General features: G+C 73.0%; 10 protein-coding genes. 8 read left to right on the forward strand and 2 right to left on the reverse strand.

Annotated features, from left to right (window positions below):
- Window positions 1–1175, reverse strand: a 1175-nt coding sequence (locus ABD223_RS40435; protein ID WP_344043082.1) for an AAA family ATPase, incomplete at its 3' end; no start/stop codon positions are given.
- A 169-nt stretch (window positions 1176–1344) separates the two neighbouring features.
- On the opposite strand from ABD223_RS40435, the gene bdeA reads away from it, so the two are divergent.
- The 8 genes from bdeA (at window position 1345) to ABD223_RS40475 (ending at window position 11245) form a co-directional block, all read left to right on the forward strand.
- A complete protein-coding gene (gene bdeA, locus ABD223_RS40440; protein WP_380646624.1) occupies window positions 1345–2208 on the forward strand; it encodes a bis(hydroxyethyl) terephthalate hydrolase in 864 nt (287 codons plus the stop codon).
- A 541-nt stretch (window positions 2209–2749) separates the two neighbouring features.
- A complete protein-coding gene (locus tag ABD223_RS40445; RefSeq protein WP_344043084.1) occupies window positions 2750–4156 on the forward strand; it encodes a family 2B encapsulin nanocompartment shell protein in 1407 nt (468 codons plus the stop codon).
- Window positions 4157–4183: 27 nt separating this feature from the next.
- A complete protein-coding gene (locus ABD223_RS40450; protein WP_344043086.1) occupies window positions 4184–5593 on the forward strand; it encodes a family 2B encapsulin nanocompartment shell protein in 1410 nt (469 codons plus the stop codon).
- A 93-nt stretch (window positions 5594–5686) separates the two neighbouring features.
- A complete protein-coding gene (locus ABD223_RS40455; protein WP_344043088.1) occupies window positions 5687–6727 on the forward strand; it encodes a family 2 encapsulin nanocompartment cargo protein polyprenyl transferase in 1041 nt (346 codons plus the stop codon).
- Between the two features lie 55 nt (window positions 6728–6782).
- The gene (gene ispH / locus ABD223_RS40460; RefSeq protein WP_344043090.1) at window positions 6783–7709 is read left to right on the forward strand and encodes a 4-hydroxy-3-methylbut-2-enyl diphosphate reductase; all 927 of its coding nucleotides are present in this window, start codon (window positions 6783–6785) and stop codon (window positions 7707–7709) included.
- A complete protein-coding gene (locus tag ABD223_RS40465; RefSeq protein WP_344043092.1) occupies window positions 7706–9436 on the forward strand; it encodes a 1-deoxy-D-xylulose-5-phosphate synthase in 1731 nt (576 codons plus the stop codon). The genes ispH and ABD223_RS40465 overlap by 4 nt, the downstream gene beginning before the upstream one ends.
- The gene (ispG, locus tag ABD223_RS40470) at window positions 9433–10527 is read left to right on the forward strand and encodes a flavodoxin-dependent (E)-4-hydroxy-3-methylbut-2-enyl-diphosphate synthase (protein ID WP_344043094.1); all 1095 of its coding nucleotides are present in this window, start codon (window positions 9433–9435) and stop codon (window positions 10525–10527) included. Before ABD223_RS40465 ends, ispG begins: the two co-directional genes overlap by 4 nt.
- Before the next feature lie 373 nt (window positions 10528–10900).
- Entirely contained in the window at window positions 10901–11245 is a 345-nt protein-coding gene (locus ABD223_RS40475) for a DUF742 domain-containing protein (RefSeq protein ID WP_344043097.1), read from the forward strand.
- Window positions 11246–11302: 57 nt separating this feature from the next.
- On the opposite strand, the gene ABD223_RS40480 is transcribed toward ABD223_RS40475, so the two are convergent.
- A complete protein-coding gene (locus ABD223_RS40480) occupies window positions 11303–12265 on the reverse strand; it encodes an NAD(P)-dependent oxidoreductase (RefSeq protein WP_344043099.1) in 963 nt (320 codons plus the stop codon).
- Window positions 12266–12431: the final 166 nt, after the last annotated feature.

Here is a 12431-nt window from a genome sequence, read left to right on the forward strand (position 1 = left end):
CCCTGGCCGCCGCCCTCGCCGGCGCGGTGGTGGTCGCGGGCGGCGGCCGGGTAGTCGCCGCAGCGGCGGGCGCGGCGGGCGGCGTCGACCAGCCGGTCGGCGAACGCGTCCCGGTCGCCGGGCGCGCGGGCGGCCTCGTGCCAGGTGCGGCGCGGACCGGAGGGCAGGGCCTCGGCCAGCGCGGCGTGCGCGGCGTAGCGCAGGGCCAGCGGGATCTCGGCGCGCAGGGTCGAGCGGACCAGCGGCCCGCCGTCCAGCAGCGCGCGGGCCTGCTCGACGGCGGCGAGGTCGAGGTCGGGCATCCGGGCCAGGGTGTCCGCGTCGACCTCGTCGTCCACGACCAGCAGCGCGGTCGCGTAGCGGGCCTGCGGGGACAGGTCGTGGAAGCGCGCGCTGAACCGGGCGCGCAGCGAGCTGTCCTCGGGCAGCTCGTCGGGCGGTGGCGCGGTGCCGCCGAGTTGCTCGGAGGTGAGCGCGCGGGTCAGCTCGACGAGGGCGAGCGGGTTGCCCAGGGCGAGGTCGGCGACCGCGTCGGCGAGGCCCGGGGGCAGGCCGGGGCGCAGGTCGCGCAGGACGCGGAGGCTGTCGGCGTGGTCGAGCGGGTCGAGCCGGACCCGGGGCAGGCCGAGGGTGTCCCCCTCGGTGGCGATGAGCAGGGCCACCGGTTCGTCGGCGACGTCCCGGGCCAGCTCGGTGAGCCACGTGGTGTCGTCGAGCAGGTGGGCGTCGTCCACGCACAGGAGGACCGCGCGCGAGGCCGACCCGCCGGGGGCGGGGTCACCCGGGCCTGAGCCGGCGGAGCCGCCCCGGGCGGACCCGCCGGAGCGCGCCGCGCCGAGACCTCCGGAGACGCCCTCGTCGGACCGTGCCGCACCGGGGCCCCCTGAGGCGCCCCTGCCGGACCGCGCCGCGCAGGGGCCACCGGAACCAGCCTCTCCAGGACGAGCGGCTCCAGGACCAGCGGCTCCAGGGCCGCCCGTTCCAGGACCACCCGCTCCGGAGCCGACCGCGTCGAAGCCGCCCGCGCGGGCCGCGGCCTCGCGGGCGGCGGCGAGCACCGCGCTCTTGCCCGAGCCGGGGCCGCCGCGCAGCACCAGTGCCCCACCGCGCCCGGCACGGGCCCTGGCGAGCAGCGCGTCCACCTCGACGCGCTGCCGATGACGTCCGCGCAGCATGCGGCCAGTTTTACGGGCCTGGGCCGTTTCGCGGAAGGGGTCGGGCCGAAGTTATCTACCAGCGTTAGGTTTCGTGGCGGACCGGTGGTTGCACCGATGCGGTGCGGTCACGCGGCGGAGCAGGGTCGTCGCTGTCCGCAGTTCCCTGCTTAGCGAGGTGTACACCGACGTGCAACTCCGCAAACTGATCCCGGCGCTCGTGCCCGCCCTGGCCCTGGCGCTGGTCGCCCCCCAGGCGACCGCCGCCGAGACCGAGTACCGCCGCGGCCCCGCTCCGACGAACTCCAGCATCGAGGCCTCGCGCGGTCCGTTCTCCACCTCCGAGACCTCCGTGTCCTCGTTGGCCGTGACGGGCTTCGGCGGCGGCACCATCTACTACCCGACGAGCACCTCCGAGGGCACGTACGGCGCGGTCGCCATCTCCCCCGGCTTCACCGGGACGCAGTCGAGCATCGGCTGGCTCGGCCCGCGCCTGGCCTCGCAGGGCTTCGTGGTGTTCACCATCGACACCAACACCACCCTCGACCAGCCGGACAGCCGGGCGAGCCAGCTGCTGGCGGCGCTGGACTACCTGACCGAGCGCAGCTCGGTGCGCAGCCGGATCGACACCTCCCGGCTGGGCGTCATGGGCCACTCGATGGGCGGCGGCGGCACCCTGCGCGCCGCCGAGCAGCGGCCCGCCCTCCAGGCCGCGATCCCGCTGACCGGCTGGCACACCGACAAGTCGTGGAGCGGCGTGCGCACGCCGACCCTCGTCATCGGCGCCGAGAACGACTCGGTCGCGCCGGTCTCGTCGCACTCCGAGCCGTTCTACTCGTCCCTGCCCTCCACGCTGGACAAGGCGTACCTGGAGCTGAACGGCGCGAGCCACTTCGCGCCGAACACGTCCAACACCACCATCGCCAAGTACAGCATCGCCTGGCTCAAGCGGTTCATCGACAACGACACCCGCTACGAGCAGTTCCTGTGCCCGGCGCCGGGTCGCAGCACGCAGATCGAGGAGTACCGGGACACCTGCCCGCACTCCACCTGATCGCGGCCGGGGCGCCCCTCCCCGCCCCGCCGCGCCACGACCGGAGCCGCGTCACCCGTCAACGGGTGGCGCGGTTTCGCCGTGAACACCGGTGGCACTCGCCCCGGTGGTGCTCCCCGGGGGTCACCGACCGCACGGTGGCGAGGATTTCTCACTTTCCCCGAGGTTCACCCGAACAGCGTTTTCGCATAAATCGGGGTACACATCCCCGCGAAGGAGTACCCACACAAGGATGATTTTTTGTCCGCACATCGGCGAAACAGGCACAAACAGGCGGGGCTGACCTCTGTCAATGACACCATCGCGTGAAAAAAGCTGGTACGAACGTGGTAAACATTCCACGTAAGAGCGAATAAAACACTGTTCAAACCGAAGAATCACCCGTTGTCACCTGTGTCGCTGCCCAATTGCACTATCAGTGCACACAAAGCGCTGAAATGACCCCCAAGGGGGTCGCCGCATCGGCCGCTTCCCGTGACGCATTCGGTCTCACTACCGTCAACCCGGCCCAATGAACCAGATCCGATTGGCGGTGTCCCGGGTGTCTGTGACCGATTCGGACGTGGAGGTCGAGCGACCTCAGCTCAGCCTGAGCAGGGCTGCGGCGCGGAACCTCGCGACGACCACCAAGTCCGTGCCCCAGATGCAGAACATCACCTCGCGTTGGCTGCTCAAGGTGCTGCCCTGGGTGGAGGCGAAGGGCGGCGCCTTCCGGGTCAACCGCAGGCTCAGCTACGCCATCGGCGACGGTCGCCTGACGTTCACCAACATCGGCGCGAACGTCTCGGTCGTGCCGCAGGAGCTGACCGAGCTGCCGCTGCTGCGCGACTACGACGACGTCGAGGCGCTGGCCGCCCTCTCCACCCGCTTCGAGCAGCGGGAGTACCAGCCCGGCGACGTGATCGTGGAGCGCGGTCGCCCGCAGGACGCCGTCCACCTCATCGCGCACGGCCGGGTCGACAAGATCGGGCAGGGCGAGTACGGCTCGGAGACCGTGCTCGGCGTGCTGGCCGACGGCGACTACTTCGGCGACCAGGTGCTCGCCGGGCCCCGGGGCGAGTGGGACTTCACCATCAAGGCCGTCACGCCGGTCATCCTGCTCGTCCTGCCCTGGGAGGTGTTCGAGCGGCTCAACGGCGAGGCCGGGGGCCTGCGCGCCCACATCCAGCGCGCCTTCGCGGGCTCGGCCGGCCGGGCCAACCAGCACGGCGAGGCCGAGATCGAGATCGCCTCGGGCCACGACGGCGAACCCGACCTGCCCGGCACCTACGTCGACTACGAGCTGGCGCCGCGCGAGCTGGAGCTGAGCGTCGCGCAGACCGTGCTGCGGGTGCACAGCCGCGTCGCCGACCTCTACAACCACCCGATGGACCAGGTCGAGCAGCAGTTGCGGCTCACCATCGAGGCGCTGCGCGAGCGCCAGGAGTACGAGATGGTGAACAACCGCGACTTCGGCCTGCTGCACAGCGCCGACCTCAAGCAGCGCATCCACACCCGCAGCGGCCCGCCCACCCCGGACGACCTGGACGAGCTGCTGTCCACGGTGTGGAAGGAGCCGACCGCGTTCCTGGCCCACCCGCGGGTGATCGCCGCGTTCGGGCGGGAGTGCAACAAGCGCGGCATCTACCCGGACACGATCGACTTCAACGGCCACCACGTGCCCGCGTGGCGCGGTGTGCCCGTCCTGCCCTGCAACAAGATCGCGGTCAGCGAGACCCGCACCAGCTCGATCCTGCTCCTGCGCGCCGGCGAGCAGAACCAGGGCGTCATCGGCCTGCACCAGACCGGGCTGCCCGACGAGTACCAGCCGGGGCTGAACGTGCGGTTCATGGGCATCAGCGAGAAGGCGATCATCTCCTACCTCGTCAGCGCCTACTACTCCACCGCGATCCTCGTCCCGGACGCCGTGGGCGTGCTGGAGCACGTCCAGATCGGCCGCGAAGACTAGTCCCCACGACCAGATCGGACACCTGACGTGACCGTGACCGACCCCGGCCTCACCCCCGAGGAAGCCGAGCACCAGCGGCAGAGCCTCGGCACCGCGGCCGCGCGGAACCTGGCGAGCACCACCAAGTCCACGCCCCAGATGCAGGGCATCTCGCCCCGCTGGCTGCTGCGGAAACTGCCCTGGGTGACCACCCAGGCGGGCACCTACCGGGTGAACCGCCGCCTCACCTACGCCGTCGGCGACGGGCGGGTGACCTTCATCAGCACCGGCGCCGACATCCGCGTCATCCCGCAGGAGCTGCGGGAGCTGCCCGTGCTGCGCGACCTCCCCGACGACGAGGTGCTCGTCGCGCTGGCCGAGCGGTTCGAGCAGCGCGAGTACCAGCCCGGCGACCTGCTGGTCGAGTCCGGCGGCCGGGCCGACGAGGTCTTCCTCGTCGCCCACGGCAAGGTCCAGAAGATCGGCCGCGGCGAGTACGGCGACCAGACCGTGCTCGACACCATGGCCGACGGCGAGCACTTCGGCTCCGAGGCGCTGACCGGCGTGGAGGCGTCCTGGCAGCACACCTTCAAGGCGGTCACCCCGGTCATCGCGCTGGTGCTGCGGTGGGAGGTGGTCCAGCGGCTCAACGGCCGGGCCGACGCCCTGCGCGCGCACGTCGACTCGCTGATCCGCGCCGACGGCAAGCCGCAGAACAAGCACGGCGAGGCGGACATCGAGATCGCCTCGGGCCACGACGGCGAGCCGGACCTGCCGGCGACGTTCGTGGACTACGAGCTGTCGCCGCGGGAGTACGAGCTGGAGGTCGCGCAGACCGTGCTGCGCGTCCACACGCGCGTGGCGGACCTCTACAACCACCCGATGAACCAGACCGAGCAGCAGTTGCGGTTGACCATCGAGGCGCTGCGCGAGCGCCAGGAGTACGAGATGATCAACAACCGGCGCATCGGGCTGCTGCACAACGCCGACCTCAAGCAGCGCATCCACACCCGCACCGGCCCGCCGACCCCGGACGACCTGGACGAGCTGCTGTCCCGGCGGCGCAAGACCGGGTTCGTGCTGGCCCACCCGCGCGCCATCGCGGCGTTCGGGCGCGAGGTGAGCAAGCGCGGCCTGTACCCGGGCACGACCAACGTCGAGGGCACGCAGGTGCTGACCTGGCGCGGCGTCCCGCTGTTCCCCTCGAACAAGATCCCGATCACCGACCGCGGCGCCACCTCGATGATCGCCATGCGCGTCGGCGAGCAGGACAACGGCGTGGTCGGCCTGCACCAGCCCGGCATCCCCGACGAGGTGCAGCCGGGGATCAACGCCCGGTTCATGGGCGTCAATGAGAAGGCGATCGTGTCCTACCTGGTCAGCGCGTACTACTCGGTGGCCGTGCTGGTGCCGGACGCGTTGGGCGTCCTGGAGAACGTGGAGATCGGCAGGGCGTAGTCCCGCCGGCTCGACGGCAGCCGGGCCCCCGCGCCCGGCTGCCGGATCTCCCGCCCGCGTCGCGGGCGCATCCCCCGAACAGGAGCTGTGGCGATGACCGACCTGGACGTGAGCCCCGCGCACCGGTCCGCGCGCGAGGTGCTGAGCTGGAGCCGTGCCGGCGTGGACCCGGCGCTGCGGGCCGCGGTGGAGCGGTTGCCGGAGTCGATGCGGGTGATCGCGGGCTACCACTTCGGGTGGTCGGACGAGCAGGGCAGGCCCACCCGCACGGACGCGGGCAAGGCCATCCGCCCCGCCCTGGCCCTGCTGGGCTCCCGGGCCGTCGGCGGCTCGGTCGAACAGGCGCTGCCCGCGGCCGTGGCGGTGGAGCTGGTCCACAACTTCTCCCTGCTGCACGACGACGTCATGGACGGCGACACCACCCGCCGGCACCGGCCCACCGCCTGGAGCGTCTTCGGCGTCAACCCGGCCGTCCTGGCCGGCGACTCCCTGCTCACCCTCGCCCTGGACGTGCTCGCGGGCAGCGGGCACCCGGCGGCGCAGCAGGCGATCCGGGTGCTGTCGGCCGCCGTGCAGCAGCTGCTGGACGGGCAGAGCGCCGACCTGGCGTTCGAGGAGCGCGGCGACGTGCGGCTGGCCGAGTGCGTGCGCATGGCCGAGTGCAAGACCGGTTCGCTGCTCGGCGCGGCGTGCGCGCTCGGCGCCCTGCTCGGCGGCGGGCGACCCGACCAGGTGGAGCACCTGCGGTCGTTCGGCGAGCGGATGGGGCTGGCCTTCCAGTTCGTGGACGACCTGCTCGGCATCTGGGGCGACCCCGCGGTGACCGGCAAGCCGGTGTACTCGGACCTGGGCAACCGCAAGAAGTCCCTGCCCGTGGTGGCGGCGCTGACCTCGGGCACGCCCGCCGCGCGCGAGCTGGAGGTGCTGTACCACTCGGACCGGCAGCTGTCGGGGACCGACCTGGCGCGGGCGGCCGACCTCATCGAGGTGTCCGGCGCGCGGGCGTGGAGCCAGGGCCGGGCCGACGACCTGCTGGCGCGGGCCCGGGTCCACCTGCGGGCGGCGGAGCCGACCGAGTCGGCGGCGCGGGAGCTGGACGCCGTGGCGCGCCTGGCCACGCGCCGCGACCACTGACCCGCGCCCCCACCGCACCGACCCACCCGCGCCCACTGGACGAGGAGCCGCCCGCATGGTCCTTCCCGTTGTGCTGCTCGCGTCGCCCCGGTCGTTCTGCGCCGGGGTGGAGCGGGCCATCGACATCGTCGACCGCCTGCTCGACCAGCGCGGCGGACCCATCCACGTGCGCAAGCAGATCGTGCACAACACCCACGTGGTGGCCGAGCTGGAGGGGCGCGGCGCGGTGTTCGTCGACGAGCTGGACGCCGTGCCCGACGGCGCCACCGTGGTCTTCTCCGCCCACGGCGTGTCACCGGCCGTGCGCGAGGACGCCGCCCGCCGGGGCCTGGAGGTGATCGACGCGACCTGCCCGCTGGTGACCAAGGTGCACGCCGAGGCCAAGCGGTTCGTCGCCCGGGGCGACACCGTGGTGCTGATCGGGCACGAGGGCCACGAGGAGGTCGAGGGCACGGTCGGCGAGGCCCCCGAGCGGATCGTGCTGGTGGAGAGCGTCGCGGACGTCGAGGCCCTGGAGGTGCCGGACCCCGAGCGGGTGTCCTACCTGACCCAGACCACGCTGGCGGTCGACGAGACGGCCGAGGTGCTGGACGCGCTGCGGGCGAGGTTCCCCGCGCTCAAGGGCCCCGCGTCGGCCGACATCTGCTACGCCACCACCAACCGGCAGGAGGCCGTGCGGGAGATCGCCGGCGAGGCCGACATGGTGCTGGTCGTCGGGTCGGCGAACTCCTCCAACTCGGTGCGCATGGTCGAGGTGGCGCGCCGGATGGGCACGCCCGCGCACCTGGTCGACGACGTGACCGACCTCCGGCTGGAGTGGATGGAGGGCGTGCGGGTGGTCGGCCTGAGCGCCGGCGCGTCCGCGCCGCCGCGCCTGGTGGACGAGGTGATCGAGGCGCTGGGCGCGTGGGACGTGCAGGTGCGCGAGACCGTGCGCGAGACCATCCAGTTCACCCTGCCGGTGGCGGTGAGGTCGCGGTGACCCTGCTGGACGCCATCGCCGGGCCGGGCGACGTCCGGGCCCTGCCGTCCGCCGACCTGCCGGCGCTGGCGGACGAGATCCGCTGGTTCCTGGTGGACCGGGTGACGCGGACCGGCGGGCACCTCGGGCCCAGCCTCGGCGTGGTGGAGCTGACCATCGCGCTCCACCGGGTCTTCGACTCGCCCCACGACGTGCTGCTGTTCGACACGGGCCACCAGGCCTACGCCCACAAGGTCCTCACCGGCCGCGCCGACGCGTTCGCCGGGCTGCGCCGCGCCGGCGGGCTGTCCGGCTACCCCTCCGCCGCCGAATCGCCCCACGACGTCATCGAGAACTCCCACGCCTCCACCGCCCTGTCCTACGCCGACGGGCTCGCCAAGGGCCTGCGGCTGCGCGGCTCGACGCGGCGCGTGGTGGCCGTCGTCGGCGACGGCGCGCTCACCGGCGGCATGGCCTGGGAGGCGCTGAACAACCTCGCCACGACCCGGCACCCGGTGGTGGTCGTGCTCAACGACAACGGCCGCTCCTACGCGCCGACCGCGGGCGGCCTGGCCGAGCACCTGGCGGAGCTGCGCGTGGGCGAGCGGCCCACGCTGTTCGAGGCGCTGGGCCTGGCCTACGTCGGCCCGGTCGACGGGCACGACGTGGTCGCGGTGGAGCGCGCGCTGGTCGACGCCGCCGAGATGGGGCGGCCGGTGGTGGTGCACTGCGCGACGCGCAAGGGCAAGGGCCACCCGCCCGCCGAGCAGGACCCGGCCGACCGCCTGCACGCGGTGTCGCCGACCGGCTCGGGCGGCGGCGCCACGTGGACCGACGTGTTCGGCGAGGAGATCGCCCGCATCGGCGGGCAGCGGGACGACGTGGTGTGCCTGACCGCCGCCATGCAGGGCCCCACCGGGCTGGACGCCTTCGCCTCCCTGTTCCCCGACCGCCTGTTCGACGTGGGCATCGCCGAGCAGCACGCGGTCACCTCGGCGGCGGGCCTGGCGCTGGCCGGGATGCACCCGGTCGTCGCCGTCTACTCCACCTTCCTGTCCCGCGCGTTCGACCAGGTGCTGCTGGACGTGGCCCTGCACCGGCTGCCCGTGACGTTCGTGCTCGACCGCGCCGGGATCACCGGTCCCGACGGGCCCAGCCACCACGGCATGTGGGACGCCTCCGTGCTGCCCGTCGTGCCCGGCCTGCGCCTGGCCGCGCCCCGGGACTGCGCCTCGCTGCGGGAACTGCTGCGCGAGGCCGTCGCCGTGGAGGACGGGCCCACCGCCGTCCGCTACCCCAAGGCCCCGGCGTCGGCGGACATCCCGGCGCTGCGGCGGGCCGGCCGCTACGACGTGCTGCGCGAGGAGCCCGACGCGGTGGTCCTGGTCATCGCGGTCGGCCCGATGGCCGGACCGTGCCTGGCCGCCGCCGAGGAGCTGGCCGGGCACGGCGTGCCGGTCACCGTGGTCGACCCCCGCTGGACCGCGCCGCTGGACCCGGACCTGGTCGAGCTCGCCGCCGGGCACCGGTTCGTGCTGGCCGTCGAGGACACCACCACGCCCGGCGCCCTCGGCGGGCGGCTGGCCCAGGCCCCGGCCGTGCTGGGCGCGCGGACCCGCGTCGGCACCTTCGCGCTGCCGGCGGGCTTCCTGCCGCACGGCTCGCGCGAGGAGATCCTGCGCGCGCACGGCCTCGACGCGGCCGGCATCACCACCACCGTCCTCAAACGACTCGGGGAGCACTGTTGACCACCCTCCTGCTCGCACCGCCCGCGCGGCGGCGCAGGGCGTCCCGCAAGCTCGACGTCGGCGGTGTCGCGGTCGGCGGCGACGCGCCGGTGACCGTGCAGTCCATGACCACCACCCCCACCGCCGACGTGGAAGCCACCCTGCGCCAGATCGCGGAGCTGACCGCCGCCGGGTGCGAGATCGTGCGCGTCGCCGTGCCCTCCCAGGACGACGCCGACGCCCTGCCCGCCCTCGCCCGCAAGTCGCCGATCCCGGTCGTGGCCGACATCCACTTCCAGCCCCGCTACGTCTTCGCCGCCATCGACGCCGGCTGCGCCGCCGTGCGCGTCAACCCCGGCAACATCCGCCGGTTCGACGACCGGGTCGGCGAGATCGCCCGCGCCGCCGCCGAGGCGGGCACCCCCATCCGCATCGGCGTCAACGCGGGGTCCCTGGACCAGCGGCTCCACGAGAAGCACGGCGGGGCCACCCCGGAGGCCCTGGTGGAGTCGGCGCTGTGGGAGTGCTCCCTGTTCGAGGAGCACGGCTTCACCGACCTCAAGATCTCCGTCAAGCACCACGACCCGCTGGTCATGATCTCCGCCTACCGGCGGCTGGCCCGCGCCTGCGACTACCCGCTGCACCTGGGCGTCACCGAAGCGGGCCCGCTGATCCAGGGCACCGTCAAGTCCTCCGTCGCCTTCGGCGTGCTGCTCACGGAGGGCATCGGCGACACGATCCGCGTCTCCCTCTCCGCGCCGCCCGTCGAGGAGGTCAAGGTCGGCGACCAGATCCTGGCCTCGCTCGGCCTGCGCCCCCGCAAGCTGGAGATCGTCTCCTGCCCCTCCTGCGGGCGCGCCCAGGTCGACGTCTACGAACTGGCCGAACAGGTCACCGCCGCGTTCGAGGGCTTCCCCGAACCGCTCCGCGTCGCCGTCATGGGCTGCGTGGTCAACGGGCCCGGCGAAGCCCGGGAAGCCGACCTCGGCGTCTCCTCCGGCAACGGGAAGGGGCAGATCTTCGTGCGCGGTCGGGTCGTGCGCACCGTCCCCGAGTCCCGGATCGTCGAGGCCCTCCTGGAGGAGGCGCTGAAGCTCGGGGCCGACGGGTAGGCGCCCGGTACCAGCGGGTGGCCGAACCTCAAACCTTGGTCAACAACCGTTGTGGGAGCGCTCCACCGGTGCCTAGCGTCGAGCACGTGATCGCGAACCCGACCCCCATCGGTTAGTCCCGTCGACGCCCGGGACCCCCGTCCCGGGCGAACCGGGGGTGAACGCGCGGCGACCGTTCGATGATGGGATGCCTACCGAGGGGTTCAGACACCCCCCGAGAACGGTCGGACACACACCGTCGCAACGGTGCGGAAATCCTCCCACCTGGTGGGAAAATCGAGACAGAATGCCTGATCAACCGTATGGTCGGGTGCCGTCAGAGACCCTGATCACAGGGGAACGAAGATCAACTCGACCGCTTCGAGGAGCTGGTGTGTCCACCCTCCGGGTACGCCCGTACGCCAGGACCGGCGGCCGCACGCGTTCCGCCCGGACGCTGGCCATCGAAACGATCGTGTCCACCAACGAGCGGGTGGACCGCGACGCCCTGACGTCGACCGCCGAGCACCGCGCCATCAGCGACCTGTGCCGCCACCCGCACTCGGTGGCGGAGGTGGCGGCCCGGCTGCGGCTGCCGCTCGGCGTGGCGCGGGTGCTGCTCGCGGACATGTCCGAGCTGAGCCTGATCACCGTGCACCAGGGCGAGCCGATCGACGAAGAGGGCCGGCCGGGGATGGACCTGATGGAACGGGTCCTGGCCGGCCTGCACCGCATCTGACCGAGCCGGCGCCCTCCCTGCCCGCACCCGCACGGCGCCGCCCCCTGCCAGCTCCGCTCACCCCTGCGCCCGCCCCTCCCGCCCTTCCGCCGGCTCCGCTCGCTCCGCCGGCGCCGCCGCTCGCCCCTGCACCGCCTCCGTCCGCTCCCTGATCGCCCGGACGACGGCGGCCATGTCCTCCTTGCCGTACCCCAGCTCCCGGGTGCGGGCGAACAGCTCCAGGCACACGTCCAGCAGCGGCGAGGCGATGTCGGCGGCGCGGGCCGCACCGGCGATCAGGCGGTTGTTCATCAGCACGTCGGCGATCGCCGCCTGCGCCTCGAAGTCGCCGGTGAGCAGCTTGGCGGTCTTGGCGCGGGACACCTTGCTCGACATCGGACCCGAGTCCAGCACCTCGACCAGCTTGGCCAGGTCGAGGTCGTGGCGCTCGGCGAAGTGGAACGACTCGACCAGGCCGGTGGTCATGGTGATGAGGAACAGGTTCACCGACAGCTTCATCAGCAGGGCCTTGGGCGCCTCGCCGCACTCGACGACGTTCGAGCACATCGGCCCGACGACCTCCCGCACCCGCGCGACGGCCTCGGGCTCACCGGCCAGCATGGCGACCAGCTCGCCCGCCTCGGCCGGACCGCGCGAACCGGACACCGGCGCCTCGACGTAGTGGCCGCCCGCCGCCCGGACGTCGGCTTCGAGGGCGTGGGAGAAGCCGGGCGAGGTGGTGCCCATGTGGACGACCGTGCGACCGGCGACCTTGCGGGCGAAACCGGCGGCGCCGCGTTCCAGCACGGCGTCGATCGCGGCCTCGTTCGCGAGCATCACGATGACCACCTCGGCCCGCTCGAAGACCTCCGCCGCCTCGTCCACGACCAGCGCGCCCGCCTCGCGCAGCGGCTCGCACCGGTGCGGCGACCGGTTCCACACCACCAGCGGCCGCCCGGCGCGCGCCAGGTTGAGGGCCATCGGCTGACCCATGATCCCGAGCCCGATGAAACCGACCTCCACCACGACCTCCCGCTGCACCCGTGCGACGCCTCCCCCGCCACCCAACCACCACCCTGCCCACCCGTCTTGAACGCTGGTGCGCCGCGAATGCCGACCCCAGGCTTCCTGAACGCAGAACTCGGGGTACCTGAACGTACGACACGGTGGACCTGAACGTACGACTCGCGGTGCCCGAGTGGACGAC

The sequence above is a fragment of the Saccharothrix xinjiangensis genome, assembly GCF_039527585.1.
GTDB classification, from domain to species: domain Bacteria; phylum Actinomycetota; class Actinomycetes; order Mycobacteriales; family Pseudonocardiaceae; genus Actinosynnema; species Actinosynnema xinjiangensis.

What these genes read in the sequence shown, in the direction of transcription:
- ABD223_RS40455 (WP_344043088.1), top strand. Translation starts at nt 5,687, where the DNA reads ATGACCGACCTGGACGTGAGCCCCGCGCACCGGTCCGCGCGCGAGGTG.
- ispH (WP_344043090.1), top strand. Translation starts at nt 6,783, where the DNA reads ATGGTCCTTCCCGTTGTGCTGCTCGCGTCGCCCCGGTCGTTCTGCGCC.